Below are 26,842 nucleotides of genomic sequence, written 5' to 3'. Positions count from 1 at the left end.
GCTGGCTTGCAGGCAGGCACCGGCAGACGGTCCCGGCAAGGCCTGTTGCCACCGTCAAGATCGAGGGCTTCGGTTTCGGGAATTTGATATTATTAACCATATAAAATTATGAAATAATTATGGATTATCAATTATATTGACTGGAACGTAAACGTCATGCATCGTGATCTCGGAGGTGTCATGCAGACCTATTATACGATCACCCAGCTGACGCAGGAATTCGGCGTGACGACACGCACCTTGCGCTTTTACGAGGCGGAAGGGTTCCTGAAGCCGCAGCGGCGCGGACGGCAGCGGCTTTACCGGCCGGGCGACCGCACACGGCTGAAGCTGATCCTGCGTGGCAAGCGCCTCGGTTTCTCGCTGGCGGAAATCCGCGACATCATCACAATGTACGACAAGGCGCCGGGCGAGGCGGGGCAGTTGCACCTGTTGTTGCAGCGGATCGAGGCCCGCCGGGCGGAACTTTGCGAAAAGCGGCGCGACATCGAGTTGACCCTGTCCGAGCTAGACGAGGTGGAGGCGGGCTGCCGGGCGCGGTTGGCGCAGCTGGGGCCGACCGGCGATCTGTTCGCCCATGCCGAGGCGCCCGCCGAGGGCGAGGACACATGAGCCCGGCCGCGCTGCCCGTCGATCTGCGATTTCCCACTGAAACGGCTCAAACCGGCGCGGGGCGGCCGGCTTGTCGCCGCCGGTCCTTGCGTAGCCTTTGCGCTGGCCGGTCTCGACGATTGATCTGCCCCGGCATCTTTTTCACTGCCAGGAGATTTTTCGATGATTTGCGATGACCTTCCCGTTGCCACCTTCGAGCCGCACGATCCGGACTGGGCCGCGCGGGTGCGGACCGGCGTTGCCCGCCAGGCCTTCATGACGACCCTGGGGGCGGAGATCGCCGCGCTGGCGCCGGGGGCGGTTGATCTTCAGACCGGCTTTGCCGAGGGGCTGACCCAGCAGCACGGCTTTTTCCATGCCGGCGTGACCACCTCGCTGGCCGACAGCGCGGCGGGCTATGCGGCGCTGTCGCTGTTCGCGCCAGGGTTCGGCGTGCTGACCAGCGAGTTCAAGATGAACCTGCTCAACCCGGCCCGGGGGCGCCGGCTTGTCGCCAGGGGGCGGGTGATCAAGCCCGGCCGGACGCTGACGGTTGCCGCCTCCGACGTCTACGGGATCGACGACGACGGCGAGGTGCATGTCGCCACCGGTCTCTTCACCCTGATCGCAATGGAAGGCCTGGGCGATTGATCAGCCCCGGCGCTCCTCTCAACTCTCTGGAGTTCTTCGATGATCCGCAATGACCTTCCCGTCTTCAACTTCGATCTTGGCGACACCGCGGACATGCTGCGCGACAGCGTGCGTGCCTTCTCGCAGGATGCCATCGCCCCGCTCGCCGAGCGCATCGACAAGGAAGACTGGTTCCCGCGCGCCGAGCTGTGGACGGCGATGGGCGATCTGGGCCTGCACGGCATCACCGTGGAGGAGGAATGGGGCGGTGCGGGGCTCGGCTATCTGGAGCATTGCGTGGCGATGGAGGAGGTCTCCCGCGCCTCCGCCTCCGTGGGGCTGAGCTACGGCGCCCACTCCAACCTTTGCGTCAACCAGCTGCGCCGCTGGGGCAGCGATGCGCAGAAGACCCGCTATCTCGGCAAGCTGGTGTCGGGCGAGCATCTCGGCGCGCTGGCCATGTCCGAGCCCGGTGCCGGGTCGGATGTGGTGTCCATGAAGCTGAAGGCGGAGAAGCGCGGCGACCGCTATGTGCTCAACGGCACGAAGATGTGGATCACCAATGGGCCGGATGCGGACACGCTGATCATCTACGCCAAGACCGACCCGCAGGCGGGGCCGAAGGGCATCACCGCCTTCATCGTCGAAAAGACGTTCCCCGGCTTTTCCGTGGCGCAGAAGCTCGACAAGCTGGGCATGCGCGGTTCGGAAACCGGCGAACTGGTGTTCCAGGATTGCGAGGTGCCGGAGGAAAACGTTCTTGGCGAGGTCGGCAAGGGCGTCAACGTGCTGATGTCCGGCCTCGACTACGAACGCGCGGTGCTGGCTGCCGGCTCGATCGGCATCATGCAGGCGGCGATGGATGTGGTGGTCCCTTACGTGCATGAGCGCCAGCAGTTCGGCAAGGCGATCGGCACCTTCCAGCTCGTTCAGGGCAAGATCGCCGACATGTATGTGACCATGAATGCCGCCCGGGCCTATGTCTATGCGGTGGCGCGGGCCTGCGACCGGGGCGAGACCACCCGCGAGGATGCGGCCGGGGCCATCCTGTTCGCCTCGGAAAAGGCGACCCAGGTGGCGCTCGATGCGATCCAGCTTCTGGGCGGTAATGGCTACATCAATGAGTATGCCACCGGCCGGCTGCTGCGCGATGCCAAGCTCTATGAGATCGGCGCGGGTACCTCGGAGATCCGCCGCATGCTGATCGGACGGGAGCTGTTTGGCAAGACCGCCTGATTGGCCTTTCCGGCCGGAGGCGGCGGCGGGCCAGGGGTGAAACCTGTGCCGTTTGCCACCTCCGGCCTTGATCTTGGCGCTGCCGGCCCCCATTCAAGAGGGAACGAGGCAGTTCGGGATCCCTTTTCATGACACGCGTCAAGCGCCGGCTGGCGGCCATCCTGTGTGCCGACGTGGTGCAGTATTCCCGGCTGATGGAGCGGGACGAGGACGGCACGCTCGACCGGCTGCGCGGCTATCGCGCAGCCATCGGCGGGCTGGTGGCCGCGCGCGAGGGGCGGATCGTCAACACCTGGGGCGATGCGGTGATCGTCGAGTTTGCCTCGGTCGTCGAGGCGGTGCGTTGCGCCGCCGAGATCCAGGGCGAACTGGCCGAGCGCAATGCGGCGTTGCCGCCGGCCGAGCGCATGGTGTTTCGTATCGGCATCAACCTCGGCGACGTGATGGTCGAGGGCGATGACATCTATGGCGACGGGGTCAACATCGCCGCGCGGCTGCAGCAGGTCGCCGAGCCCGGCGGCATCGTCATTTCCGGTCCGGTTCACGATCAGGTCAAGTCACGGCTCGCCATGGGCTTCGATGCGCTGGGCGCGCAAACGGTGAAGAACATTTCCGATCCGGTGGCGACCTACAAGGTGCGCGTGGGCGGCGACAACGCCGGGGCGCAGCTGGTGCCGGCCCCGGTCAGCGATGGGCCATCGCCGCAAGAACCGGCGGCGCGGCGCCCGTTCGGAGTAGCCCTGCACGGGTTCGCCGCCTGGTATCGGGCGCAGCCTGGGCGGATCCGTATGGCGCTTGGCGGCATTGGCTTCTTCTTCCTTCTGAACGCCATGACCGGGCTGGGCACGCTCTGGTTCCAGTGGCCGTCCTTGCCCTTTCTGGCGATCCTCCTGTTCGGCGGATGGCGCCGGAGTGACCGATGAGGTCGCTTTTGCCGGGATATCCCCGCACGGAGTGGAAACCTTCTTGCGATAACCCCTTTGCCGCGCGGGCGCGCATCGCCTAAGTATGGGCAAAGGGCGTTGCCCGCTCGCGGCCGATTCCCGTCTTCACAAGGAGCAGATCTTGCGCATGACCAGCCAAACGACCAACGTGCCGAGCCGCCTCGACGAGGAGGACGACGACAAGACCAAGACGCAGCAGTCCATTCAGGTCGACAAGCATCTGTTCGAGGCACGCACGGTGCTCGTTACCGGCCCGATCAACCAGGAGCTGGCGCGCGATGTGTGCACCCGTCTTCTGGCGATGGCGCAGGTGTCGAACGATCCGATCACCGTGATCGTCTCCTCGCCCGGCGGCCATGTGGAATCCGGCGACATGATCCACGACACCATCCGCTTCATCGCGCCGGAAGTGCGGATCCTCGGCATGGGCTGGGTCGCCAGCGCCGGTGCCCTGATCTATGTGTCGGTGCCGAAGGAGCGGCGCTACTGCACGCCGAACACCCGCTTCCTCCTGCATCAACCGTCCGGCGGTGCCGGCGGTCAGGCCACCGATATCGAGATTCAGGCACGCGAGATCCTGAAGATGCGCGACCGGCTCAACAAGATCTTCGCCGAGGCCACCGGCCAGCCGATGGAGCGGATCGAGAAGGACACCGACCGCGACTACTGGATGGGTCCGGACGAGGCGATGAGCTACGGCCTTGTCGGCAAGATCGCGGCGTCGGTTTCCGAGCTGGACTGATCTCGGGCCGAGGGCCTGATAACACACCAAACCAAAGCGGGCGGACCCGGTCCGCCCGCTTTTTTCGTTTAAGCGCGGCATGGAGGCCGAGGCTGCAGGGTCGAGGAGGAAACCGATGAAGTATCTTTCGCTGAGTGGTGTCGAGATGCCGGCACTGGGCCTCGGGACCTGGCCGCTGTCCGGCGAGATCTGCCGCGATGTGGTCCGGGCCGCGCTGGAGGGCGGCTGGAGCCACGTGGACACGGCGGCGATGTATGACAACGAAAAGGACGTGGGGGCGGGCCTGCGCGCCGCCTCGCTGCCGCGCGACCGTTTCTTCCTCACCACGAAGGTCTGGCACGATCAGCTCGACCCGGAAAAGATGGTCCGCTCCTGCGAGGATTCCCTCGACCGGCTCGGCCTTGAGCATGTCGATCTCTTCCTGATCCACTGGCCCAACCCGGCGGTGCCGCTGAAGGAGCAGATCGAGGCGCTGCTGGAGTTGCGCGACCGCGGCTGGACCCGGGCCATCGGCGTGTCGAACTTCACCGCGGCGCTGGTGCGCGAGGCGCAGGAACTGGCCGGCGGCACGCTGGCGGTCAATCAGGTGGAATATCACCCGATGCTGTCGCAGCGCAGCGTCAAGGCGGCACTTGATGACGCTGGAATGGCCCTGACCGCCTATTCGCCGATCGGCAAGGGCAGCGTCCTGGCTCAGGAGACCCTTCGCGACATCGGCAAGCGCCATGGCAAGAGCGCGGTGCAGGTGAGCCTGCGCTGGCTGATGCAGCAGGACAATGTGGCGGCGATCCCCAAGACCGCCAATCCGGCGCGGCTGGTGGAGAACGCGGCGATTTTCGACTTCGAACTGACGGAGGCGGAAATGGCCGCGATCACCGCGCTGGGCAGTGCCGCCGGGCGCGGCATCAACCCGTCCTTCGCCCCGCATTGGGACGCAGACTGAGCCGGAAAGAGGGGGCGAGACAGGACTTTTTGCCCCACCCGGCTACACGATTTCGCGAATGCACCCTACATGACGTATCATCCGACCCAGGTAGGGGCAGAAGGAGTGTCGTGTGTGCGGCACATGGGGGCCCGGCGCGGTTTGCGTCGGCGGCGCTGCGGTGCCGGGCAGGAAGGAACAGGTCATGACCATCAGTGCTTCACTCATTGCCGCCGAGGTCATGGAGTGGCTGCATGGCGATGCCGTACGCCTGGGCGAGGCGCTGGATCTGGTGGAGGCACTGGCCGGGCGGCTGAATGCCGCCGGCGTGCCGGTCGACCGGATCACCACGGGCATTTCGATCCTGCATCCCAATGTGCGGGCGGAAAGCGTGCTGTGGTCGAGCGACGGCGGGCGCGAGATGCGCAGCTTCCGGGAGACGCCGGAGACGGAGCTTGCCTATGAGCACAGCCCGCTGAAGGTGGTCTATACCGAGAACCGCACCGTCCGCATCAATCTGCTGGCGAATGAGCCGCTGCCCGCCTATGGCGTTGTGGAAGACCTTCAGGCTGGCCGCTACACCGATTACGTGGCGCTGCCGATGCCGTTTTCCGACGGTTCGATCAAGGGCGTCACCTTTGCCACCCGCCATCCTGAGGGCTTTACCAGCGCCCAGATCTCCCTGTTCGAGGCGCTGGCCCGGCCGCTGGGGCTTCTGTGCGAGTTGCAGACCCTGAAGCGCACGGCGCAGACCCTGCTGGAGACCTATGTGGGCCGGCGCGCCGGCCGGCGGGTGCTGGAAGGCACGATCAAGCGCGGCGATGGCGAAACCATTTCGGCGGTGGTCGGCTTTACCGATCTGCGCGGTTTCACCCGCCTGTCCAACGAGTTGCCGGGCAAAAAGCTGATCGGCCTGCTCAACGCCTATTTCAACGCGGTGACCGAGGCGGTGGAGGCCCATGGCGGCGAGGTGCTGAAATTCATCGGCGACGAGGTGATGACCGTCTTTCCCTATGGCTGCGAGGAGACGGCCCGCGCCGCCGCGCGCCGGGCGCTGCTGGCCGCGCGCGATGCGGTGCAGACCATCCGGACGATCAATCGGCAATGCTGCGACGGCTCCTCGCCTGAATTGCGGGTCGGTATTGCCCTGCATGCGGGCGATGTGTTCTTCGGCAATGTGGGCGGCAAGTCCCGGCTCGATTTCACGGTGGTCGGCCCGGTGGTCAATCTGGCGGCGCGGCTGGCCGGGCTAACCCGCGATCTGAAGCAGGATATCCTCGTCTCGGAGCAGATCGCCGAGATCATGGGCTGTCGTCACGGCCTGCTGGGGTCGTATCAGCTCAAGGGCTTCGACGAGCCGGCGCTGGTGTTCACCCCGCCCTTGGCGGCGATTGGCGGTGATGGAAGCTGGTGCGCCGACGCGGCGATGGATCTGGCCTTGGAGACAAACTGACGGCGGATCAGCACGAACAGCACGAACAGGGTGGTGAGCGCAAACAGGCGCGGGTCGGCGAACCAGCCCAGATAGCCGATGGAGAAGAAGAAGGCGCGCTGTCCCCGGTTGAAATGGCGCCCGGCCAGGACGTTCATTTCGCCCGCCTCGATGGCGAAGGTGCGGATGTCCTCGTCGGACATCTCATCGCCGCGATCGGGCACCGCCCCCATCAGGATGGTCGCGTAGTTGAACAGCCGATAGGCCCAGCCGAACTTGAAGAAGGCATAGGCGTAGATCAGCGCCAGCCCGATCACCTTCAGCTCCCAGGCCGCCGGGCTGTCGGCACTGTTCACCCCCAGATCCGACAATAGATTGAACACCGCTTCGCGCGAAGTGAGCAAGGCAAAGCAGCCGCCGATCGCCAGAAGTGAGGTGGAGGCGAAGAACGCGGTTCCCTGCTGCAGGCCGCCGGCGATGCCCACATCCATGATCCGCACCGCGCGCCGGCTCATGCTGGTCATCCAGCCGCGCCGGTGGCGCTCCATCAGATGGGACAGGGTGTGATTGCGCAGCGGCGTCAGTTCCACCGCGATGTTGAAGACGATCCAGGCGGAGAGGAACCAGCCAAGGGCGAGAATGTCCATCGTGGAAAGGATCGTCATGGGGCGCCTTCTTCCGGGGCGGCCAAATGCCGCGCGGCGCGAAGCATGCCGACCTCTTCGGCGCCAATCAAGCCTGTGCGGGAGAAACTGGCGCTTTCGCTGGGGATGCGGGCGGCGCGGACGCCAGCCGTTTTCGCTGGCCGGCCCCCGGTTGCCGGGTTATGCATGACGCGCACGGCAGGTAGGGCGGAAATAGTCCTTGCCTAAGTGTTGCCAAATCGTTAAATCACCGCCCGACCGAACACGGCATGTGGCTGGGGCCTTTGCCGCCTTCCTTCGGACAAAGGATTTTCATGGACGAGAACATTCAGAAGTCCTGCTGGGGTGTCACGGCGTGGGCCGTGGTTCTGGCAGGCGGGGCCTTGGCGTTGCTCTATGTCTTCGGCAGCTCCGATGTGACCCAGACGGCAGTGGTCGCGATCCAGTAGACGCGAACGGCCTTTAGGTTTCAGCATTGGCTTCAGAAAAGGGCGTGGCGGTGGCCACGCCCTTTTTGCGTTCAGCCGCGCGCGCCTGTCCGGGCCTCGTCCCGAGGTTGTCCGCAGCAGAGCCAGCGGCCATGGTTTGTGGCTTGTCTTTGCCGGCGGCGGCGGCGACACTCTCGGCCGGTAGGACGGTCCCCAAGCAGGGACCGAGACAGGTCGAGGGGAGGCAGGAGTTTGTCCGCACAGATCCGCAAGGGGTACAAGGCGCTGGTCGACGAGGCCAATGCGGCGATCGAAACGCTCGGGGCCCGGGAGGCCATCGCGCTGACGGGGGATCCCGGCACGGTGCTCGTCGATATCCGCGACATTCGCGAGCTGGAGCGGGAAGGGCGGGTGCCCGGCGCCGTACATGCGCCGCGCGGCATGCTGGAGTTCTGGGTCGATCCGGACAGTCCCTATTTCAAGCCGGTGTTCGGTGAGGACAAGCGCTTCGTCTTTTTCTGTGCCGCCGGATGGCGTTCGGCGCTGGCCACCAAGACGGTGCAGGACATGGGACTGGCCCCGGTCGCGCATATCGACGGCGGTTTCGGCGCCTGGAAGGCGGCAGGCGGACCGGTAGAGGGCGGGAACGCCGGCTGAGCCGAGCGGCGGTCTGCTTTTTCCTGTTCCTTTTCGAGACAGATGGGGGTTTCGATGAAACTGGTGATTGGCAACAAGACCTATTCCTCCTGGTCGCTCAGGGCCTGGCTTGCGGCGCGCCTGACCGGTGCGCCCTTCGAGGAGGTTCTGGTACTGCTGGACACGCCGGAGTTCCCCGAGAAGGTGCGGGAGGCTTCGCCGGCCGGCCGGGTGCCGGTGCTCGTGGATGGCGACATCACCGTCTGGGATTCCCTTGCCATCATCGAGTATCTGGCTGAGCGCTTTCCCGAGGCCGGATTGTGGCCGGCGGACCGGGCGGCGCGTGCGCATGCTCGTTCGATCTGCGCCGAGTTCCATTCCGGCTTCTTCGATCTGCGCGGCAACTATCCGATGAACCTGCGCCGCAGCCCGGCACCGCACCCCAAGACGCCGGATGCGAGCAAGGATATCGACCGGATCCGCGAGATCTGGCGCGACTGCCGGGCGGCGCATGGCGCGGGCGGTGCCTACCTCTTCGGCGCCTTTTCCGCCGCCGATTGCTTCTACGCGCCGGTGGTGAGCCGCTTTCTCACCTATCGGCTGCCGATGGGGGAGGTGGAACGGGGCTATGCCGAGGCGGTGATGGCGCATCCGCTGATGCGCAAATGGTGCGAGGATGCGGCCGAGGAGAGCTGGGTCGTCACCGCAGATGAAGTCTGAATGTTTTTGTAACTACATGATATAATTATAGAAATAAGAATATATTGACTGGTACGTAAACGTCATTCAATGTCCCTGTCACTTGTCGGGACGGGGCCTTGAGGCCTTGGGACTTTGAATGCGATCGGGGGAAGAAGCACGTGGCGATCCTGCGCAGCAGTTTGACATCGCATGATCCGGATCAGGAGGCGAACCGCGCGGCCTGGGCGGAGTTGCGCACCGATCTGGAGGACAAGCGCCGGACCGCCGCCGCTGGCGGATCGGAGCGTGCCCGAGAGCGGCATCTGAAGCGCGGCAAGCTGTTGCCGCGTGAGCGGGTTGCCCGGCTGCTCGATCCGGGCAGTCCCTTCCTGGAGATCGGCGGGCTTGCCGCTTACGGCATGTATGACGAGGCGATCCATGGCGCCGGCCTGATCGTCGGCATCGGCCGGGTGTCGGGGCGCGACTGCATGATCGTGTGCAACGATGCGACCATCAAGGGCGGTACCTATTATCCGCTGACGGTGAAGAAGCACCTGCGGGCGCAGGAAATCGCCATGGAGAACCGGCTGCCCTGCATCTACCTGGTGGATTCGGGCGGCGCCAACCTGCCGAACCAGACCGACGTCTTTCCCGACCGGGACCATTTCGGGCGGATCTTCTTCAATCAGGCGACCATGTCGTCGATGGGCATTCCGCAGATCGCGGTGGTGATGGGCTCCTGTACGGCGGGCGGCGCCTATGTGCCGGCCATGTCGGATGAGACCATCATCGTTCGCCGCCAGGGCACGATCTTTCTGGCCGGCCCGCCGCTGGTGAAGGCGGCGACTGGTGAGGAGGTGTCGGCCGAGGACCTGGGCGGGGCCGAGGTGCATGCCAAGGTGTCCGGCGTTGCCGATCACTATGCCATCGACGACGATCAGGCGCTGGCTCAGGCCCGGCGCATCGTCGCCAATCTCAACACCGTCAAGAGCACCGACATCGCCCTTGCCGCGCCGCGCGATCCGCTGCTCGACCCGTCCGAGCTGGACCGGGTGGTGCCGGTGGACCTGCGCAAGCAGTATGACATTCGCGAGGTGATCGGCCGGCTGGTGGACGGCTCGGAGTTGGACGAGTTCAAGGCGACCTATGGCACCACGCTGGTCACCGGCTTTGCCCGCATTCAGGGCATCCCGGTCGGGGTGATTGCCAACAACGGCATCCTGTTCTCCGAATCCGCCATGAAGGGTGCGCATTTCGTCGAGCTGTGCTGCCAGCGGCGCATCCCGCTTTTGTTCCTGCAGAACATCACCGGTTTCATGGTCGGGCGTGATTACGAGGCCGGCGGCATCGCCAAGGACGGGGCCAAGCTGGTGACGGCGGTGGCCTGCGCCAAGGTGCCGAAGATCACCGTTATCGTCGGCGGCTCCTATGGCGCGGGCAACTACGGCATGTGCGGGCGGGCCTATGGGCCGCGCTTCCTGTTCATGTGGCCCAACGCGCGCATCTCGGTGATGGGCGGCGAGCAGGCGGCCAGCGTGCTGGCAACGGTGAAGCGCGACAACATCGAGGCCGATGGCGGAAGCTGGAGCGCGGAGGAGGAGGATGCCTTCAAGGCGCCGATCCGGGCGAAATACGAGGCGGAGGGCCATCCCTACCATGCTTCGGCCCGGCTCTGGGACGACGGCATCATCCTGCCGTCGGAAACCCGGCGGGTGCTCGGGCTGGCCTTTTCGGCAACCCTGAACGCGCCGATCCCGGAGACCCGCTTCGGCGTGTTCCGGATGTAATCGCTTGCGCCCGGCGGAGCCTGCCGGGTGACGGCCTTTCCTGCTCGACTGCCCATGACTTCGACCCAATACGAGGACCCTCCCATGCTCGACTCGGTGCTGATCGCCAATCGCGGGGAGATTGCCTGCCGGATCATCAAGACCGCGCGGCGTCTCGGACTGAGGACCATTGCCGTTTACTCCGATGCCGACCGTCAGGCGCTGCATGTGCGGATGGCGGACGAGGCGGTGCATATCGGTCCGGCGCCAAGCGCGGAGAGTTATCTGGTCGGCGAACGCATCCTGGCGGCGGCGAAGGTCACCGGCGCGGCGGCGATCCATCCAGGCTACGGCTTCCTGTCGGAAAACGCGGATTTCGCCGAGGCCTGCGCCAAGGCCGGGATCGTCTTCATCGGCCCTTCGGCCAATGCGATCCGGGCGATGGGGCTGAAGGACGGGGCCAAGACCCTGATGGAAGGGGCCGGGGTTCCGGTCGTGCCGGGCTATCACGGCGAGAAGCAGGATCCGGAGTTCCTCAAGCGCAAGGCCTATGAGATCGGTTATCCGGTGCTGATCAAGGCGGTGGCCGGCGGCGGCGGCAAGGGCATGCGCCGGGTCGACAAGGCAATTGACTTCGAGGCAGCGCTGGCCTCGGCCCGGCGCGAGGCGCAATCGGCGTTCGGCGATCCGCGTGTGCTGATCGAGAAATTCATCCTCAATCCGCGCCATGTAGAGATCCAGGTCTTCGGCGATGGCAAGGGCGAGGCGGTGCATCTGTTCGAGCGCGACTGCTCGGCCCAGCGGCGTCACCAGAAGGTCCTTGAGGAAGCGCCGGCCCCGGGCATGAGCGCGGAAACCCGCGCGGCGATGGGGGCGGCTGCGGTGGCGGCGGCCAAGGCGGTCAACTACGGCGGTGCCGGCACGGTCGAGTTCATCGCCGATGGGTCGGGCCCGCTGCGGCCGGACGGTTTCTGGTTCATGGAAATGAACACCCGGCTGCAGGTGGAGCATCCGGTGACGGAACTGGTCACCGGCGTCGATCTGGTGGAATGGCAATTGCGGGTCGCCTCCGGTGAAGGGTTGCCGCTGGCGCAAGAGGAGATCCGGCTGGCGGGCCACGCCATCGAGGCGCGGCTTTACGCGGAGGATCCGGACAACGGTTTCCTGCCCTCCACCGGCCGGCTGGAGCTGTTGATGCTGCCCGAGGGGGAGGGCATCCGCATCGACACCGGCGTCGAAGCCGGGGCGGAGGTGTCGCCCCATTACGATCCGATGATCGCCAAGGTCATTGCCCATGGGGCCACCCGCGAGGAGGCGCTGGAGCGTCTGTCGCGGCAGTTCGGCGTTACCTGGGTCGCCGGGCCGAAGAGCAATCTGGCTTTCCTTGCCGCGCTGGTGGACCACCCGGAGGTGCGTGCCGGCGGTTTCGACACCGGTCTTGTCGACCGGGATCTGGACGGGTTGACCGGCGGGGCGGTTTCAGAGGCGACCATTGCCGCCGCGGTGGCAACCCTGGTCGCCGGGCATACCCCGCATGAGGAGGCGGCAACGGGCTGGATCGACCCCTTCGCGGAGAACGATGCGTTCCAGTTGTCGGGTCCGCGTGTTTCTGGTCTCAAGGTGACGGTCGATGGCCAGATGCGCGATCTGCCGGTTCGCTGGCGGGACGGACAGCCGGTGCCGGATGGCCAGGAGGGGGACGGGGCCGATATTCCCGGCATTGCCGCCTGGTCAGGCGATGCGGTCTGGGCGCTGGAAGGCGGCCGGGCGGTCAAGGTGGCGCTGGTGGACCAGCTTGCGCGCACGGTGGAGGCGGAAGGCGGCAAGGCCGCGATTCCCGCGCCGATGCATGGCAAGGTAATCGCCGTTTCCGTTGCCGCGGGTGACGCCGTGGAGCGGGGTGACAGGCTCGCGGTGGTGGAGGCGATGAAGATGGAGCACGCCATCACCGCCCCGCGCGACGGGATCGTCGAGGCGGTTTTGGTGGCGGAGGGCGCGCAGGTCGATCAGGGCGCACCGGTGGTGCGCCTGCGCGAGGAGGCGGAGGAGGGCGCGTAAGACGTCTGCCACGTATCAGCCGCAAAGCGGCATCAGCGCCCGGACCAGCTCCGCCGGATCGGTGTGGTAAGGCCGCCAGCCGGTGAGCCGGGTGGCGCGCTCGGGCGAAAACGCCTGCGAGAGGGCATAGCCGGCACTGACATCCTGGCAAGGCGGCAGGTCCGCCGGTGGCTCTTCCTGCGCCAGGTCGAGCCGCAGTCCGAGGGTTTCGGAGACGAGCCGGACTAAACTTCCCACCGGCACGCCGGAAATCCCGCAGCCGATCACCTGCAGCCGGTAGCGGCGGGCTTCGACCACCTTCAGGTAGAGCGCGGCGAGGTCGCCCGCATCGACCAGCGGCCAGACTGTGTCGGGCGTGGCGCGGGTGGCGAAGGTCTGTCCGCTCTCGGCCGCATCGCGCATCTCGGCGAGCGGGCCGCCATCCCGGCCGCAAACGAGGGCCGGATGAACCACCGAGACGGCCAGATGGCGCTGGGCCAGCAGGGAACGGATCGCATTGGCCACATGAGCGAAGGCGGGGATGGGGGCGAAGGCGGCGGTTTCGGCGACGGGCGCGCCGCCGCTGTCGGGGAACAGCCAGACCCCGCCGGTGTAGACCACATGCAGCGGGCTGGCGCGCTCCGCCGGCAGCGCCGTCAAGGCGGCCACGAGCCGGCGCTCGGCGGCGACCGCGTCTTCATCGAAGGTGGCGGCGGTATGGACAAGGGTGTCGCAGTCCGCGACGGCGCCGATCCAGTTCTGGGGCGCGCGAATGTCGCCTTGCAGCACGGCGCCGCCGGCGGCACGCAGACGCTCCGCGCTCGCCGGGGAGCGCGCCAGAGCAAGGACGTCATGGCCGGCGCTGATAAGGCTCTGGAGGACCGGGGCGCCGATGGTTCCGGTTCCGCCTGTGAGAAAGATCCGCATGGACCCATCAGACGCGTTGCAACCGATTCGTGCAAGTCCGTCACGTATCTACCCGGGGCGGGGCGTTCGGGCGGCAAAAAGGTTCGGGACCGGGAGATGTGCAAAACCGGCGGCAGGGGAAGGTCAGGTTTGACCTTTGCCGCTGCCCTGCTAAGTCAGTCGGCATGACGCTGCATCTGCTCAAACTGTGCGTGGGCGCCGAGTCCATCGAGGATCTGCAGGCTTCCATCGACTTTCGCCTGTCCGAACAGCGCGCGCGCGGGCTGCCGGCCGAACCGTTCCACACGACACGGATGGTGCCGACCCGCAAGTACGAACTGCTGGATGGCGGATCGCTCTACTGGGTGATCAAGGGCGCGATCCAGGTGCGGCAAAGGCTCGTGGACATCCGTCCCTTCACCGATGGTGCCGGCGTCAAGCGCTGCCATTTGGTGCTGGAGCCGCTGTTGCACCCAACCCGCCCGCAGCCGCGCCGTCCGTTCCAGGGATGGCGCTATCTGAAGGCGGAGGATGCGCCGGCGGATCTGAAACGGCTGGGCGGCGGCTCCGATATTCCCGAGGCGATGCGGCGCGAGCTGGCGGAGCTGTGCCTGATCTGAGCCGGCGGCTGAACCGGCAAGGCCGTCAGTCCGGGCGTTCGAACGCCATGTTGTCGATCAGGCGGGTCTTCTCCAGCCAGGCGGCGACCAGCAACCGCAGGCGGCGACTGTCGTCGGTGGGCGGCGCCAGGGTTTCGGCATCGCGCAGGGAAAGATATTCGACGCGAAAACCGCCTTCGGTCAGCCGTGCGATGGACTTGCGCAACAGCGCTTCCTCCTGCCGATCCGCGCCGGCGCATTCGGAAAGCGCCTGCAAGGTGTCGCGCAGAACCTCCGGCAGCAGGGCGGCGCGGCGGCGGGCATCTTCGTCCAGGTAGCGGTTGCGCGAGGACATCGCCAGCCCGTCCGCTTCGCGCACGGTCGGCGCGGCGAGGATCGTCACCGGAATATTGAGATCGCGCACCAGCTGGCGAATGACGCAAAGCTGCTGGTAGTCCTTCTCGCCGAAGACGGCGATATCCGGCTGGCAGGCGAGAAGCAGCTTGGTCACCACCAGCGCCACGCCGTTGAAGAAATGCGGCCGGGAGTCGCTTTCCAGCCCGGTGGCGGGACCGCCAATGGTGATGCCGGTGGCAAATCCGGCCGGGTACATCTCCTCCTGCACGGGCAGGAAGACGCTTTCCACGCCAAGGCCGGCAAGCGCGCGAATGTCCGCCTCCGCATCCCGGGGATAGCTGGCGAAATCCTCGGTCGGGGCGAACTGGGTCGGATTGACGAAGATCGAGACGATCACATGATCGGCATTGTCCTGGGCCTTGCGCACCAGCGACAGATGCCCTTCATGCAGCGCGCCCATGGTCGGCACGAGGGCGATGCGTTGCCCCTGACCGCGGGCCGTCGCGACCGCGTCTCTGATCTCGGAAAGTGACGTGTGGCGACGTGGCAGTGTCATGATGTGCGGGCCCCTCGATCAGTTGCCATGGCTATAATATGCTTGGCGCCGGGAGAAAAGGCCTCGTCTTTTCGGCCGGGCTTTGAAAATTCGCGCCATGCCGCCATATGCGCAGGGAAAGGCGCCGCCCGGGGCGGCTGATCGGGACGCGGGAGCGAGGGACGTTGGCGGAAAAACGGGACATCGACAAACGAGGCGAGACCAGCCCGGACGCGGGAGGCGGACAGTCCTCCCGACAGGATATTTCCGCTTTTCTGACCGAGGCGCGGCAGACCCGGCCGCTGGCCGAGGCCGGGCGGCTGGTGATCGCGCTCGACGCGACCATGAGCCGGCAGCCGACCTGGGATCGGGCCTGCGCCATTCAGGGGGAGATGTTCACGGCGGCCGGTGCGGTCGGCCGGTTGACCATGCAGCTTGTCTATTTTCGCGGGTTCGGCGAATGCGCCGCCTCGAAATGGGTTGCCGATGCGCGCAGTCTGGCCGCGTTGATGACCCGGATCGATTGCCGGGGCGGGCAGACCCAGATCCGCAAGGTGTTGCGCCATACCATCGACGAGACCCGGCGCAAGAAGGTGCAGGCGCTGGTCTATATCGGCGACTGCGTGGAAGAGAGTGTCGACGATTTGTGCGCCCGCGCTGGCGAGTTGGGGCTGCTCGGCGTGCCGGCCTTCATCTTTCAGGAAGGCGGCGATGCCCACGCGCGCGTCGCGTTCCAGGAGATCGCCCGGCTGACCAAGGGCGCCTGGTTCCAGCTCTCCGATGCATCGGCGGGGGATCTTGCCGAACTGCTCAAGGCGGCGGCTGTCTATGCCGCCGGCGGGAGGCCGGAGCTGGAACGGCTGACGAAGGCAGGGGACCGGGGAGCCACCCGGCTGCTGGCGCATTTGCGCTGAAAGACGGCACAGCGCGATCCCGCGTCGCTGGGGCCGCCGCGTTCATCCATGGTTCAGCCGCTTTTCGCTACGATCCTGCCCGAAAGGCCCCGCGTCGGGCGGGGCCGTCAGCAAGAGGTGGTGGCGCGATGAAAGCCGGTCTGTTCTTTTTCTCGCTCGTCCTGCTTGGCGTCGGATGCGGCGTTGCCTTCAATCTGATCGGCTCGACCGTGGACGCCAACGGCGTTCTGCATGAGCCGTTCTTCCTGGTGCCCATCGGCTATCTGCTTGGCATTTCCGGTCTCGGCGGGTTGGCGGTTCTGGCCGCGTGGCGCGGCGGGCGGCATCTGGCCCGGCGCTAGCGGCGCGCGGCGAGGTCGCCCGCACCCGGCCCAGGTCCCCCTGGCGGGTGTGCCGCTCTGGCGCGGTGATCCGTGATCGCTATATGTGAAGGGTATCGCGCACGGCGCGCTTTGGGGGTGAGATGGGATATCTGCTGCTTGGCATCGTGTTGCTGGCGCTGCTGGTGGCGTTCGGCAATGCACTTGCAACGGCCGACACGGCGAAACTGGCGCGGCAGCTCAAGCTGGCGGGGGGCGTGGTCCTGATGCTGCTGGCGGGGGTGCTGGTGTTCGCCCGCCGCTGGGATCTCGCCATGCTGGTCGGGGCGGTGGGCCTGTCGCTGCTTGGCTGGGGCCGGGCACGGGGCTTTCGCCCGGCGGGCGGGGCAAGTGCCGGCGCCGGGCAGGTCTCGGAAGTCCGTTCGGCGTTTCTGGTCATGCGCCTTGACCACGGCACCGGGGATATGGAGGGGGAGGTGGTGGCCGGCACCTTTGCCGGGCGGGCGCTTGCGTCGTTCGCAAGCGCCGAGCTGGAGCGGCTTTACCGGGAGGTCGCTGCCGATGGCGACAGCGGGGCCTTACTGGAAGCTTATCTCGACCGCCGGCAACCCGGCTGGCGTGTAGACTTCGAGGCGAATGGCGCAGCGGGGCAGGGAGCCGCGCCGGGCCCGAGCGCCATGACCGAGGAGGAGGCCTACCAGGTTCTGGGGCTTGAGGCTGGAGCCAGCGAGGCGGAAATCCGGGCGGCGCATCGCCGGCTTATGAAACGTCTCCATCCCGATCAGGGGGGAAGCGGCTTTCTCGCCGCCAAACTCAACGAGGCGAAGGACTTGCTTGTCGGTCGTCATTGAACTCACCAATACGCATGACTTTTAGAATTTGAAGGTGCTGCTGTTCCAGCTGCCGGGGCGGGCGGGGACGCGGGCGATCCGTCCACCCCGGGGGCGATGTTTTTTTACTGATAGACGGCGTAGCAGTTGAAACGGGCCGACTTCAGCTTGCGGCAGGCGTTCCACGCCGCCGTCTTGGTTTCAAATCCGACGAAGCGTGCCCGGTAGAGGGTGGCGCCGCCCGACTGGACCGGCTCGGTGTAGGGGTCGTAGCCGCGCAGCGCCCGACCGAGCTTGCCCTTGGCCTTCTTCAGCATGGCGATGGCGCCGTCCTCGGTTTCGGCCGCGGCGATCTGCACCTGCCAGCCCGGCTCCGGATCGGCCGAGTTGTTGGCCGCCACGGTGACCGATCCGCTGGTGGTCTCCGTTTCCGCCACCGTGTTCTGGGCGGTGGCGGTGATGCCGGCGCGAATGCGTTGGGTGTTGACGCGCATCACCGGGGGCAGCGGGATCGCGGCCAGCGGCTTGGTCGCCGCCGCATAGGCCAGGGTCTTGCGGCGCAGCGCGGCGGCCAGTGCCGGCTTCTGCGGAACCGGGATGATCGAGCCGGTGAGGGTCTCCTCCTCCACGACCGGGATCGCCGGCTTGAACTGCGGCCGGGGAACGTTGCGCAGCTCCTGAACCCTGGCGACGAGTGCCGGTGCGGTACGGCGGCCACGCTTGGCCTTCGGCAGGTAGCTGGCGATCAGCTTCTTCATCTGCTTGTTGCGCGATGCACCCGTGCGGCCGCCCATGACGACGGCGACGATATGCCGGCCGTCACGCTTTACCGAGGTCACCAGGTTGAAGCCGGAAGCGCGGATGTAGCCGGTCTTGATGCCGTCGACGCCCTTGACCTTGCCCAGAAGCCGGTTGTGGTTGCCGTAGCGCCGGCCCTTGTAGGAATAGACCCGGGTTTTGAAGTATTTGTAATACTTGGGAAACCGCTCCTGAATGGCACGGCCCAGCAGCGCCATGTCGCGTGCCGTCGTCTTCTGGCGGGAGTTGGGCAGGCCCGACGGATTGCGGAAGGTGGTGTTCTTCATGCCGAGCCGGCGCGCGGTGCGGGTCATGCGCTTGGCGAAGGCCGGCACGGAGCCGGACACGTTTTCCGCCACGGTCACGGCCACGTCATTGGCCGACTTGGTCACCAACGCCAGGATCGCGTCCTTGACGCGGATGGTGCTGCCGGGACGCAGGCCGAGCTTTGAAGGCGGACGGCTGGCGGCATGCCTGGAGACCTTGAGCCGGCTGTTCAGCGACTTTCGGCCTGCTTCCAACTCCTCGAACAGGACATAGAGCGTCATGATCTTGGTCAGGGAGGCCGGATAGCGCGGCGTGTCCGCCTTGTAGCTGTAGAGCGTCTTGCCGGTCTTGGCATCGACGACGATGCCGGAATACTTGGGATTGGCGCTCGCCGCCTGCGGCGTGGCCAGGGAGACCCCGATCGCCAGACCGGCGGCGATGGCGCCGCGAACGAATCCCGTGAAAACGCGCTGCGCGCGATTGACACCTTTACTCAGCACAATGTCACCCCATTCGGGCCAGGTGTTGGTGCAGCGGCGTCGCCCCGAAGCGCACATCAACTTTGTGCATGCCGGTGGTCGAGCTACCGTGAAGCCCGCGGCCAATCTGCGCGAAACAAGGTTACAAATCTCCAAACGCGAGCGTTTGACCTACCCTGTTTCCCTGAAAATCAGCCGGTTTGCCTCTGCAATTTCGTAAGGCGAGAATCGCAAATGGCAGTTAATGCGCAGTTACCGGCATCGATCGTTTTGTGATGAATTTCCCCTGGCCAACGGTCCGTGGAGCATTTGCGCCGGAGGGATTCCAGCTTGCTGGCTCGGTCTCCTGTCTCGCCTATGGGCAAGAAGCGCGGCGAAGTTGTGGCACTCTCCGGTCGCCGCGTATTAGTCCTTAGTTCATGCTGCGCTGCGGAAGCGAAGATTGACAAAATTTGTGCAGTGCATATATTGCAATCACGCAGCGCAAAATTCGGCGCCTTCATCGTGTTCTGGCCAGAAGGTCGACCGGCGGTTGGGCGTGCGATGGTTCGTATGAAATGATAGGAGTCATCATGTTCAACAATTTTGAAGACATTCAGAAGCTCGGTAAGGACAACATGGACGTCATGATGGAGAGCTTTGGCGCCATGACCAAGGGCATGCAGGCGATTGCGTCCGAGGTTGCCGACTTCCAGAAGAAGTCCTTCGAGGAAGGCTCCTCGGCGATGGAAAAGCTCGTCTCCGCCAAGTCGCTGGACAAGGCGTTCGAGACGCACAGCGAGTACGTCAAGACCGCTTATGAGGGCTTCGTCGGTGAAGTGACCAAGCTCGGCGAGATGTACACCGAAGCGGCCAAGGACGCCTACAAGCCCTATGAGGGCGTGATGGCGAAGGTTTCCAAGTAAGTCCCTCCCAGGACAAGACCGGCTGCGACGATCCGCAGCGGTTCTCTAAGCCCGGCCTCGCGCCGGGCTTTTTTTGTTTTCCGGCCGATCTTTTTGCCAGAACCGGGCTTCCGGGCGGCTCGGGGATTGAGCCTCGGCTTGGATGACATACATAGGAAAGAGAAGAGCCGGGCGAGGAGCGGCGTTTTGGGTTGGCTGTGCCGGTGTGAGGGCCGTGCCGGCCTCTCCCATGCCTGTTCTGACCCGACCTGCCGCGCCAACCAGGGTCGTGCGGAGCACGAACAATGGGTATAGGCTTGGCCATCAAGCGCCGGGCCGGCGCGGATGGAAACCGGATGAGAGCGATCGCGCAGCCGGACAAACCGGCGCGCAGGACGAGGGCTTTGGGCGGCAATGACGAAGAAACCACAGCATGGCAATGGGGACGACACCGGAAGCCTGGTGGCCACAAAAACACGCACCGTCGTGAAAAGGCCAAATCTTTATCGTGTGCTGCTGTTGAACGATGATTACACGCCCATGGAGTTCGTGATCCACGTGGTGGAGCGTTTTTTCCAGAAAAACCGCGAAGAAGCCACCCGGATCATGTTGCATGTTCACCACCATGGCGTTGGGGAATGCGGTGTGTTCACCTATGAGGTGGCGGAAACCAAGGTTACGCAGGTCATGGACTTTGCGCGCAAACACCAGCATCCTTTGCAATGCGTAATGGAAAAAAAATAGGGGTCGCTCGTGCCGTCATTCTCTCGAAGTCTCGAAAAGGCGCTGCATCAGGCTCTTTCCTATGCGAATGAGCGGCAGCAGGAATACGCGACCCTGGAGCATCTGCTCCTGGCGCTGATCGATGATCAGGACGCGGCCGCGGTGATGCGCGCGTGCAACGTGGATCTGGATATCCTCCGGCGCAATCTGGTCGAATACATCGATACCGAACTCGACAATCTGGTGATCGAGGGCGACGACGATTCCAAGCCAACGGCGGGGTTCCAGCGGGTCATCCAGCGCGCGGTGATCCATGTGCAATCCTCGGGCCGGGAAGAGGTGACCGGCGCGAACGTGCTCGTCGCGATCTTCGCCGAACGCGAGAGCCACGCCGCCTATTTCCTGCAGGAGCAGGACATGACCCGCTACGACGCGGTCAACTACATCTCCCATGGCATCGCCAAGCGGGCCGGCATGTCGGAGACCCGCCCGGTGCACGGTGCGGATGAGGAGGCTGCGGCCGAAGAGGGTGTCGGTCCTGGCGAGAAGCCGAAGCAGAAGACCGACGCGCTGGAAGCTTATTGCGTCAACCTCAACGACAAGGCGCGGGCCGGCAAGATCGATCCGCTGATCGGCCGTGAGGCGGAGATTTCGCGGACCATTCAGATTCTCTGCCGCCGGTCGAAGAACAACCCGCTGTTCGTCGGCGATCCGGGGGTCGGCAAGACCGCGATCGCCGAGGGGCTGGCGCGGCGGATCGTCGATGGCGATGTGCCGGAAGTGTTGCAGGATGCGACGATCTTCTCGCTCGACATGGGCGCGCTGCTCGCCGGCACCCGCTATCGCGGCGACTTCGAGGAACGCCTGAAGCAGGTGGTGAAGGAGATCGAGGACTATCCCGGCGCGGTGATGTTCATCGACGAGATTCACACGGTGATCGGCGCCGGCGCCACATCGGGCGGGGCAATGGATGCCTCCAACCTGTTGAAGCCGGCGCTCGCCTCCGGCACGATCCGCTGCGTCGGTTCGACCACCTACAAGGAGTACCGTCAGTTTTTCGAAAAGGACCGGGCGCTTCTGCGCCGGTTCCAGAAGATCGACGTCAACGAGCCGACGATCCCGGATGCGGTGGAGATCCTGAAGGGGCTGAAGCCGTATTTCGAGAATTTTCACAAGGTGCGCTACACCAATGACGCCATCAAGACGGCGGTGGAGCTGTCGGCGCGCTACATTAACGATCGCAAGCTGCCGGACAAGGCCATCGATGTGATCGACGAATCCGGCGCCTCGCAGAAGCTCATTCCCGAAGGCCGCCGGCGCAAGACCATTGGCGTCAAGGAGATCGAGAACACCATTGCCACCATGGCGCGGATCCCGCCGAAGTCGGTGTCCAAGTCGGACGAGGAGGTGCTGTCGAACCTCAACGCCACCTTGAAGCGGATGGTCTATGGCCAGGATACGGCCATCGAGACGCTGGCCTCGGCCATCAAGTTGTCGCGTGCGGGCCTGCGCGAACCGGACAAGCCGATCGGCAACTACCTGTTCTCCGGTCCGACCGGCGTCGGCAAGACCGAGGTCGCGCGCCAGCTCGCCGCCTCGCTCGGGGTGGAGCTTTTGCGCTTCGACATGTCGGAGTACATGGAGCGGCACACGGTGTCGCGGCTGATTGGCGCGCCTCCGGGCTATGTCGGCTTCGACCAGGGCGGCCTGCTGACCGACGGGGTCGACCAGCATCCCCATTGCGTGCTTCTGCTCGACGAGATCGAGAAGGCCCATCCGGATCTGTTCAACATCCTGTTGCAGATCATGGATCACGGCAAGCTGACCGATCACAACGGCAAGCAGGTCGATTTCCGCAATGTGATCCTGATCATGACCACCAACGCTGGCGCCGCCGATATGGCCAAGCCGCCGATCGGCTTCAACCGCGCCAAGCGTGAGGGCGAGGATCAGGAGGCGATCAAGCGGCTGTTCACGCCGGAGTTCCGCAATCGGCTGGATGCTGTGATCGCCTTCGGCAGCCTGCCGACCGAGGTGGTGCACCGGATCGTCGAGAAGTTCGTCATGCAGCTTGAGGCGCAGCTGGCCGAGCGCGGCGTGACCTTCGAACTGACTCCGGAAGCCATCGCCTGGCTGGCGGACAAGGGCTATGACGAGCAGATGGGCGCCCGGCCGCTGGCCCGGGTGATTCAGGAGCACATCAAGCGCCCGCTTGCCGACGAGGTGCTGTTCGGCAAGCTGAAGAAGGGCGGTATGGTCAAGGTCTCGGTCAGCGAGGACGAGGCCGGGCTGCTTCTGGAAAGCATCGAGGATGCTCCGGTCAAGCCCAAGGCGACCGCCACCGACAAGCCGAAGGCGGCGCGGCCGAAGCGCAAGCGCAAGCCCGCAGCCAAGAAGGCGCAGGCATCGCCGCCGGCCCGCAAGGACGACGGCGGGCCGAAGAAGAGCCTGGTGCCGAAGGTGCCTTTGGCGGATTGAGGCTAGCGAGGGAAGAGCGGTGCTGTCGCCGTTCTTCCCGTCCGCCGTCCGGCGATTTGCTTTTCACGGATCTGCTGCTAGGTAGGGGTATCTCTTCCCTTCCGCCATCCGGGCGTCCGCCCCGGGTGTGCCGCCCACATTGCCAGACAGATCCATCATGCCCGCCGCTTCTTCCCGCTTGCCGGAGCCATCCTCTCCCGAGCAGATCCGCCCCTTGAGCTGGATGCTTCGCGGCACCCGTGCCGCAGTGTCGATCCCGGCGCTGATCCTGTCCGCCGCCTTCGTCGGCTATGCCGGGCTTGCCCGGGAAAGCGGGCTGTCCCTGTCCGAAACCCTGATGCTGACCGGGCTGGTTTGGGCCTTGCCGAGCATCGTGGTGCTGACGGGGGCGATTTCGGCGGGGATGGGCATGATCCCGGCGGCGATTGCCGTGGCGCTGGCTTCGGTGCGGCTGATGCCGATGACCATGGCCTTGATGCCGCTGTTGCGGGTGGAGGGCAAGACCCGGCGCTGGCACCTTCTGGTTTCGTCGCATTTCGTCGCCGTCACTGCATGGGTCTTTGCCATGCGCAACCTGGAAGACCTTCCACGCGAAGGGCGGTTGCCGTTCTTTTTCGGCTTTGGCGCCAGCCTGACCAGCTTCGTCTTTTGTGTCACCGGCGCGTCCTATCTGCTGGTGGAGCGGATGCCGATGATGGTGGCCGGCGCGCTGTTCATGCTGACGCCGGTCTATTTCCTCTGTTCGCTCTGGGGCGCGGCGCGGGTTGCGGCGGACAAGGCGGCGCTGCTGGCCGGCCTGGCGCTGGGGCCGGTGTTCTTTCTGTCACTTCCGGGGCTCGACCTTTTGTGGACCGGACTGGTCGGCGGGACGCTCGCCTATCTGGGGACGCGATTTGCGCGCCGGGGATTTCGCTGATGGCTGAGCAGGTGTGGTGGTGGCCCTATGCCATGATCCTGGTCGCCGGCTGGCTGGCGACGGACGTCTGGCGCTGGCTTGGGGTGCTGCTCAGCGGCCGGCTGCGCGAGGACAGCGAGCTGCTGCTCTGGGTGCGGTCGGTGGCGACCGCGCTTGTCGCCGGGGTGATCTCCAAGCTGATCCTGTTTCCCGCTGGGGCGCTGGCCGATGCGCCGGTGGCGCTGCGGCTCGCCGCCGCCGCCAGCGGCTTTGCCGCCTTCCTGGTCGGCGGGCAGCGGGTGGTGGTCGGTGTTCTGGCGGCCGAGGTGGTGCTGATCGGTGGCTGGCTGCTGGTCGGTCTCGGCTGAGGACAAAGTGCGGGACAGGACGGGTTGCTGACAGGGCGCTGTCAGCAGGGGGCTGCTACGCCACCGCCTCGATGGCGCGATAGCGCGCCGTTCGCAACGCCCCGAAGGAGAGACCCCGATGTCCGACATCAGTTCCGCCGACAAGCTGACGCTCTACTATATGCCCGGCAGCCGCGCCAGCACCGCCCGCGTGCTGCTCGATGAGCTCGGCGCGCCCTACGACCTTCACGTGCTGAACATGCGGACCGGTGAGTTGAAGTCGCCCGACTATCTGGCGATCAATCCGCTCGGCAAGGTGCCAGCGCTGACCCATGGCGACACGGTGGTGACCGAATCCGTTGCCATTGCGCTTTATGTCGGCGACCTCTTCCCGCAGGCGGGGCTGACGCCGGCCATCGGCGATCCGCGCCGGGGCGCCTATCTGCGCTGGATGACGTTCTCTGCCGCCTGCTTCGAGCCGGCCCTGATTGACAAGTCCCTCGGCCATGATCCCGGTTCGCAGTCGCCCTACGGCAGCTATGACCAGGTGATGGAGGTTTTGGCCGACCAGCTTGGCAAGGCGCCCTACCTCTTCGGTGACAGGATCACCGTCGCGGACATCCATTGGGGATCGGTGCTGTATTGGACGCTGATGCTCAAGCTGGTCCCGGACCTGCCGGTTTTCACCGACTATGCCGAGCGTATCGCCGCCCGGCCGAGCTTCCAGCGCGTCTTTAAAGATGAGGTGCGGCTCCAGGCGGAGCATGAAGCCGCCGCCGCTGCGAAGGCGAGCGGCGGCACCTGAGGTCGGCCCGGCCCGTCAGGCCAGCGCTGCGCGGATCTTCTCCGCATGGGCTGCGAGCACATCGCCATCGGCCATCTCGCCGCTGTGCGGGCGCAAGGGGACGCCATCGAAGCGCGGGATCACATGCACATGGGTGTGGAACACCATCTGCCCGCCGGCGGTTTCGGAGAACTGCTGCACGGTGCAGCCATCCGCGTCGAACACCTCGACCAGGGTGCGGGCCAGCTTCTGGACCGTTGCCATCGTCGCATTGAGGTCCGCCTGGGGAATGTCGAGGATGTTGCGCGAGGGGGCTTTCGGGATCACCAGCACATGCCCATCGCCGCGCGGCATGATGTCCATGATGGCGATGGTCTGATCGTCCTCGTAGACCTTGTGGCTCGGCAATTCGCCGCGCAGGATCTTGGCGAAGATGTTCTGGTCGTCATAGGCGGAAGGCGTGATGGGCATGGTCAGCTCGATCTCCGATAACGGGCGAGGGGCGGCAGGGCCGCTTCCCGTCGCGTAAAAGGTGCATTCGGGCACCGGGTGCATCCTTGTCCTTGGCACCACAAAGACGGCCCGGCTTCAAGTTCTGATTCAACACCTGCTTCAGAAAGTGATTCAACTACGGGAAAGGGGCGGTGGGTCGGGTGCCTCGGGAACTGATTCAAGTGGCGCGAAATTGATGAGTCGGAAGAATCGCTTGCGCGGGGATGTTCACCCTTTTCGGAAGGGAGAGTGTTCGGCGATGGCGGCGCTTTCCATGGCAACCGCCGTCCGCTCTTCCTCCAGATAATCGGCCACCGCCTGGCGGAATCCCGGGTGGGTGATGAAGTGAGCGGAGTAGGTCGGCGTGGGCAGGTAGCCGCGTGCCAGCTTGTGGGCGCCTTGCGCGCCAGCCTCGACGAGGTCGAGCCCCGTGGCGATGGCGAAATCGATGGCCTGATAGTAGCAGACCTCGAAATGCAGGAACGGCTGGTCCTCGATACAGCCCCAGTTGCGCCCGAACAGGGTGTTGGAGCCGATCAGGTTGAGGGCGCCGGCGATCATCCGTCCCTCGCGCCGGGCGATGATCAAAAGCACCCGGTCCGCCAGTCGTTCACCCAGCAGCGAAAAGAACGTCCGATTGAGATAGGGGCGGCCCCATTTGCGGCTGCCGGTGTCCATGTAGAAGGCGAAGAACGCGTCCCAATGGGCTTCGGTCAGGTCGTTGCCGGTGACCCAGTCGATGGTGATGCCCGGCGCCAGCGCGGCGCGGCGCTCCTTGCGGATCTGCTTGCGCTTGCGTGAGGAGAGATCGGCGAGGAAGGCGTCGAAATCGGCGTAGCCGCGATTGGCCCAGTGAAATTGCTGATCCATGCGCAACAGGTAGCCATCCTCACCGAGGAGTTCCCATTCACGTTTGGTCAGGAAGGTGATGTGGCCGGAGGAGGCGTCGCGCAGGCGGCAAAGCTCGCGCAGGCCCGCGCCAAGGGCGGAGATGGCCGCCTCGCGCCGGGGCGAGGTGCCGGTGAGAAAGCGCCGTCCGGTGGCCGGGGTAAAGGGGACCGAGCATTGCAGCTTGGGGTAATATTCGCCGCCGGCACGATGAAAGGCGTCGGCCCAGGCGTGATCGAACACGTACTCGCCCATGGAATGGGTCTTGAGGTAGCAGGGCAGGGCGGCGAGCGGCGCGTTGTCCGGGCCTTCCAGAAGGAGATGCTGCGGCAGCCAGCCGGTGCGGGCCTCGACGCAGCCGGCCTCTTCGAGGATTGAAAGAAAGTCGTGTGATATGAAGGGGTTGAAGGCGGTTTCCTGAGAATCTGATTCCTTTGCCTGACATGATGATTCAAGCGTGGGATTTTCGCGCAGGGCACCGCCGGAACCCAGTTGCCAGCCCGGATTGGCAAGCGCGTCCCATTGCGCGCGCGGAATGTCGCTCAGCCGGTCGATGATCCGGATGCGGAAGGTCTCGTTCGGGTCGTCGCTGGCGGTCACGGAACGGTGCCTCTCGGTTGTTGCGGGGCTCTGTCTTCCTGTGGTGCGTGGTCCGCC

General features: G+C 65.4%; 28 protein-coding genes. 22 read left to right on the top strand and 6 right to left on the bottom strand.

Annotated features, from left to right (window positions below; translation table 11 throughout):
- Window positions 1-180: 180 nt before the first annotated feature.
- From IEV83_RS04225 to IEV83_RS04195, 7 genes are all read left to right on the top strand, one after another.
- Complete coding sequence (locus tag IEV83_RS04225; RefSeq protein ID WP_181758838.1) at window positions 181-612, top strand: MerR family transcriptional regulator; 432 nt, start codon at window positions 181-183, stop codon at window positions 610-612.
- Window positions 613-774: 162 nt separating this feature from the next.
- Entirely contained in the window at window positions 775-1,242 is a 468-nt protein-coding gene (locus tag IEV83_RS04220; protein WP_181758839.1) for a PaaI family thioesterase, read from the top strand.
- A 39-nt stretch (window positions 1,243-1,281) separates the two neighbouring features.
- Window positions 1,282-2,457 (top strand): isovaleryl-CoA dehydrogenase, encoded by a 1,176-nt coding sequence (locus tag IEV83_RS04215; RefSeq protein ID WP_181758840.1) that lies wholly within the window; start codon window positions 1,282-1,284, stop codon window positions 2,455-2,457.
- 128 nt (window positions 2,458-2,585) lie between these two features.
- On the top strand, window positions 2,586-3,380 hold the full coding sequence (locus IEV83_RS04210; RefSeq protein WP_181758841.1) for an adenylate/guanylate cyclase domain-containing protein: 795 nt from the start codon (window positions 2,586-2,588) through the stop codon (window positions 3,378-3,380).
- Between the two features lie 148 nt (window positions 3,381-3,528).
- The gene (locus IEV83_RS04205) at window positions 3,529-4,143 is read left to right on the top strand and encodes an ATP-dependent Clp protease proteolytic subunit (RefSeq protein WP_181758842.1); all 615 of its coding nucleotides are present in this window, start codon (window positions 3,529-3,531) and stop codon (window positions 4,141-4,143) included.
- 115 nt (window positions 4,144-4,258) lie between these two features.
- Window positions 4,259-5,086 (top strand): aldo/keto reductase, encoded by an 828-nt coding sequence (locus IEV83_RS04200; protein ID WP_181758843.1) that lies wholly within the window; start codon window positions 4,259-4,261, stop codon window positions 5,084-5,086.
- Between the two features lie 184 nt (window positions 5,087-5,270).
- Complete coding sequence (locus IEV83_RS04195; RefSeq protein ID WP_181758844.1) at window positions 5,271-6,518, top strand: adenylate/guanylate cyclase domain-containing protein; 1,248 nt, start codon at window positions 5,271-5,273, stop codon at window positions 6,516-6,518.
- Here the strand turns inward: IEV83_RS04195 and IEV83_RS04190 are convergent.
- Window positions 6,401-7,162, bottom strand: coding sequence for a DUF599 domain-containing protein (locus IEV83_RS04190; protein ID WP_181758845.1), 762 nt, complete (start codon window positions 7,160-7,162; stop codon window positions 6,401-6,403). The genes IEV83_RS04195 and IEV83_RS04190 overlap by 118 nt on opposite strands.
- Window positions 7,163-7,455: 293 nt before the next feature.
- Between IEV83_RS04190 and IEV83_RS20335 the strand changes: the two genes are divergently transcribed.
- The 5 genes from IEV83_RS20335 (at window position 7,456) to IEV83_RS04170 (ending at window position 12,710) form a co-directional block, all read left to right on the top strand.
- Window positions 7,456-7,590, top strand: a complete 135-nt coding sequence (locus tag IEV83_RS20335; protein WP_263625793.1) for a hypothetical protein — start codon at window positions 7,456-7,458, stop codon at window positions 7,588-7,590.
- Between the two features lie 231 nt (window positions 7,591-7,821).
- Window positions 7,822-8,226: a rhodanese-like domain-containing protein gene (locus IEV83_RS04185; protein ID WP_181758846.1), complete on the top strand. Its 405-nt coding sequence runs from the start codon at window positions 7,822-7,824 to the stop codon at window positions 8,224-8,226.
- A 54-nt stretch (window positions 8,227-8,280) separates the two neighbouring features.
- Window positions 8,281-8,925, top strand: a complete 645-nt coding sequence (locus tag IEV83_RS04180; RefSeq protein WP_181758847.1) for a glutathione S-transferase family protein — start codon at window positions 8,281-8,283, stop codon at window positions 8,923-8,925.
- 146 nt (window positions 8,926-9,071) lie between these two features.
- On the top strand, window positions 9,072-10,673 hold the full coding sequence (locus IEV83_RS04175; protein WP_209003021.1) for a carboxyl transferase domain-containing protein: 1,602 nt from the start codon (window positions 9,072-9,074) through the stop codon (window positions 10,671-10,673).
- An 84-nt stretch (window positions 10,674-10,757) separates the two neighbouring features.
- Window positions 10,758-12,710 (top strand): acetyl/propionyl/methylcrotonyl-CoA carboxylase subunit alpha, encoded by a 1,953-nt coding sequence (locus tag IEV83_RS04170; protein WP_181758849.1) that lies wholly within the window; start codon window positions 10,758-10,760, stop codon window positions 12,708-12,710.
- A gap of 15 nt (window positions 12,711-12,725) precedes the next feature.
- On the opposite strand, the gene IEV83_RS04165 is transcribed toward IEV83_RS04170, so the two are convergent.
- A complete protein-coding gene (locus IEV83_RS04165) occupies window positions 12,726-13,616 on the bottom strand; it encodes an NAD-dependent epimerase/dehydratase family protein (RefSeq protein WP_181758850.1) in 891 nt (296 codons plus the stop codon).
- Window positions 13,617-13,780: 164 nt separating this feature from the next.
- Between IEV83_RS04165 and IEV83_RS04160 the strand changes: the two genes are divergently transcribed.
- Entirely contained in the window at window positions 13,781-14,215 is a 435-nt protein-coding gene (locus IEV83_RS04160; protein ID WP_181758851.1) for a DUF1489 family protein, read from the top strand.
- A 25-nt stretch (window positions 14,216-14,240) separates the two neighbouring features.
- Here the strand turns inward: IEV83_RS04160 and panC are convergent, their stop codons facing one another.
- Window positions 14,241-15,107, bottom strand: a complete 867-nt coding sequence (gene panC, locus IEV83_RS04155) for a pantoate--beta-alanine ligase (RefSeq protein WP_181758852.1) — start codon at window positions 15,105-15,107, stop codon at window positions 14,241-14,243.
- Window positions 15,108-15,271: 164 nt separating this feature from the next.
- Here panC and IEV83_RS04150 point away from each other — a divergent pair, with 164 nt between their 5' ends.
- The 3 genes from IEV83_RS04150 (at window position 15,272) to IEV83_RS04140 (ending at window position 17,171) form a co-directional block, all read left to right on the top strand.
- Window positions 15,272-16,000, top strand: coding sequence for a VWA domain-containing protein (locus tag IEV83_RS04150; RefSeq protein ID WP_244628068.1), 729 nt, complete (start codon window positions 15,272-15,274; stop codon window positions 15,998-16,000).
- A 128-nt stretch (window positions 16,001-16,128) separates the two neighbouring features.
- Window positions 16,129-16,341 (top strand): DUF3955 domain-containing protein, encoded by a 213-nt coding sequence (locus tag IEV83_RS04145; RefSeq protein ID WP_181758853.1) that lies wholly within the window; start codon window positions 16,129-16,131, stop codon window positions 16,339-16,341.
- Window positions 16,342-16,463: 122 nt separating this feature from the next.
- Entirely contained in the window at window positions 16,464-17,171 is a 708-nt protein-coding gene (locus tag IEV83_RS04140) for a DnaJ domain-containing protein (RefSeq protein WP_181758854.1), read from the top strand.
- A 104-nt stretch (window positions 17,172-17,275) separates the two neighbouring features.
- On the opposite strand, the gene IEV83_RS04135 is transcribed toward IEV83_RS04140, so the two are convergent.
- Window positions 17,276-18,715 (bottom strand): D-alanyl-D-alanine carboxypeptidase, encoded by a 1,440-nt coding sequence (locus IEV83_RS04135; RefSeq protein ID WP_244628067.1) that lies wholly within the window; start codon window positions 18,713-18,715, stop codon window positions 17,276-17,278.
- A gap of 551 nt (window positions 18,716-19,266) precedes the next feature.
- On the opposite strand from IEV83_RS04135, the gene IEV83_RS04130 reads away from it, so the two are divergent.
- The 6 genes from IEV83_RS04130 (at window position 19,267) to IEV83_RS04105 (ending at window position 24,826) form a co-directional block, all read left to right on the top strand.
- Window positions 19,267-19,599: a phasin family protein gene (locus IEV83_RS04130; RefSeq protein ID WP_181758856.1), complete on the top strand. Its 333-nt coding sequence runs from the start codon at window positions 19,267-19,269 to the stop codon at window positions 19,597-19,599.
- Between the two features lie 393 nt (window positions 19,600-19,992).
- Window positions 19,993-20,322, top strand: coding sequence for an ATP-dependent Clp protease adapter ClpS (gene clpS, locus IEV83_RS04125; RefSeq protein ID WP_181758857.1), 330 nt, complete (start codon window positions 19,993-19,995; stop codon window positions 20,320-20,322).
- A 9-nt stretch (window positions 20,323-20,331) separates the two neighbouring features.
- Complete coding sequence (gene clpA, locus IEV83_RS04120) at window positions 20,332-22,779, top strand: ATP-dependent Clp protease ATP-binding subunit ClpA (protein ID WP_181758858.1); 2,448 nt, start codon at window positions 20,332-20,334, stop codon at window positions 22,777-22,779.
- Between the two features lie 157 nt (window positions 22,780-22,936).
- The gene (locus IEV83_RS04115; RefSeq protein WP_181758859.1) at window positions 22,937-23,695 is read left to right on the top strand and encodes an AzlC family ABC transporter permease; all 759 of its coding nucleotides are present in this window, start codon (window positions 22,937-22,939) and stop codon (window positions 23,693-23,695) included.
- Window positions 23,695-24,042 carry an AzlD domain-containing protein gene (locus IEV83_RS04110; RefSeq protein ID WP_181758860.1) on the top strand — a complete coding sequence of 116 codons (348 nt, stop codon included), beginning with the start codon at window positions 23,695-23,697 and terminating at the stop codon, window positions 24,040-24,042. The genes IEV83_RS04115 and IEV83_RS04110 overlap by 1 nt, the downstream gene beginning before the upstream one ends.
- A gap of 127 nt (window positions 24,043-24,169) precedes the next feature.
- A complete protein-coding gene (locus tag IEV83_RS04105) occupies window positions 24,170-24,826 on the top strand; it encodes a glutathione S-transferase family protein (protein ID WP_181758952.1) in 657 nt (218 codons plus the stop codon).
- A gap of 15 nt (window positions 24,827-24,841) precedes the next feature.
- On the opposite strand, the gene IEV83_RS04100 is transcribed toward IEV83_RS04105, so the two are convergent.
- Together IEV83_RS04100 and IEV83_RS04095 are read right to left on the bottom strand one after the other, a co-directional pair.
- A complete protein-coding gene (locus IEV83_RS04100) occupies window positions 24,842-25,270 on the bottom strand; it encodes an HIT family protein (RefSeq protein WP_181758953.1) in 429 nt (142 codons plus the stop codon).
- Window positions 25,271-25,525: 255 nt separating this feature from the next.
- Complete coding sequence (locus IEV83_RS04095) at window positions 25,526-26,785, bottom strand: GNAT family N-acetyltransferase (RefSeq protein ID WP_244628066.1); 1,260 nt, start codon at window positions 26,783-26,785, stop codon at window positions 25,526-25,528.
- Window positions 26,786-26,842 lie beyond the last annotated feature (57 nt).

This window comes from Stappia taiwanensis, from assembly GCF_014635285.1.
Lineage (GTDB): Bacteria > Pseudomonadota > Alphaproteobacteria > Rhizobiales > Stappiaceae > Stappia > Stappia taiwanensis.
Note: the sequence above shows the minus strand (reverse complement) of the source record. Positions and strands in the feature narration are given on the sequence as shown.

Bases quoted from the DNA above. Each gene is read 5' to 3' on its own strand.
- IEV83_RS04225 (WP_181758838.1), top strand. From the start codon at position 181: ATGCAGACCTATTATACGATCACCCAGCTGACGCAGGAATTCGGCGTG.
- IEV83_RS04220 (WP_181758839.1), top strand. From the start codon at position 775: ATGATTTGCGATGACCTTCCCGTTGCCACCTTCGAGCCGCACGATCCG.
- IEV83_RS04215 (WP_181758840.1), top strand. From the start codon at position 1,282: ATGATCCGCAATGACCTTCCCGTCTTCAACTTCGATCTTGGCGACACC.
- IEV83_RS04210 (WP_181758841.1), top strand. From the start codon at position 2,586: ATGACACGCGTCAAGCGCCGGCTGGCGGCCATCCTGTGTGCCGACGTG.
- IEV83_RS04205 (WP_181758842.1), top strand. From the start codon at position 3,529: ATGACCAGCCAAACGACCAACGTGCCGAGCCGCCTCGACGAGGAGGAC.
- IEV83_RS04200 (WP_181758843.1), top strand. From the start codon at position 4,259: ATGAAGTATCTTTCGCTGAGTGGTGTCGAGATGCCGGCACTGGGCCTC.
- IEV83_RS04195 (WP_181758844.1), top strand. From the start codon at position 5,271: ATGACCATCAGTGCTTCACTCATTGCCGCCGAGGTCATGGAGTGGCTG.
- IEV83_RS04190 (WP_181758845.1), bottom strand. From the start codon at position 7,162: ATGACGATCCTTTCCACGATGGACATTCTCGCCCTTGGCTGGTTCCTC.
- IEV83_RS20335 (WP_263625793.1), top strand. From the start codon at position 7,456: ATGGACGAGAACATTCAGAAGTCCTGCTGGGGTGTCACGGCGTGGGCC.
- IEV83_RS04180 (WP_181758847.1), top strand. From the start codon at position 8,281: ATGAAACTGGTGATTGGCAACAAGACCTATTCCTCCTGGTCGCTCAGG.
- IEV83_RS04170 (WP_181758849.1), top strand. From the start codon at position 10,758: ATGCTCGACTCGGTGCTGATCGCCAATCGCGGGGAGATTGCCTGCCGG.
- IEV83_RS04165 (WP_181758850.1), bottom strand. From the start codon at position 13,616: ATGCGGATCTTTCTCACAGGCGGAACCGGAACCATCGGCGCCCCGGTC.
- IEV83_RS04160 (WP_181758851.1), top strand. From the start codon at position 13,781: ATGACGCTGCATCTGCTCAAACTGTGCGTGGGCGCCGAGTCCATCGAG.
- panC (WP_181758852.1), bottom strand. From the start codon at position 15,107: ATGACACTGCCACGTCGCCACACGTCACTTTCCGAGATCAGAGACGCG.
- IEV83_RS04145 (WP_181758853.1), top strand. From the start codon at position 16,129: ATGAAAGCCGGTCTGTTCTTTTTCTCGCTCGTCCTGCTTGGCGTCGGA.
- IEV83_RS04140 (WP_181758854.1), top strand. From the start codon at position 16,464: ATGGGATATCTGCTGCTTGGCATCGTGTTGCTGGCGCTGCTGGTGGCG.
- IEV83_RS04130 (WP_181758856.1), top strand. From the start codon at position 19,267: ATGTTCAACAATTTTGAAGACATTCAGAAGCTCGGTAAGGACAACATG.
- clpS (WP_181758857.1), top strand. From the start codon at position 19,993: ATGACGAAGAAACCACAGCATGGCAATGGGGACGACACCGGAAGCCTG.
- IEV83_RS04115 (WP_181758859.1), top strand. From the start codon at position 22,937: ATGCCCGCCGCTTCTTCCCGCTTGCCGGAGCCATCCTCTCCCGAGCAG.
- IEV83_RS04110 (WP_181758860.1), top strand. From the start codon at position 23,695: ATGGCTGAGCAGGTGTGGTGGTGGCCCTATGCCATGATCCTGGTCGCC.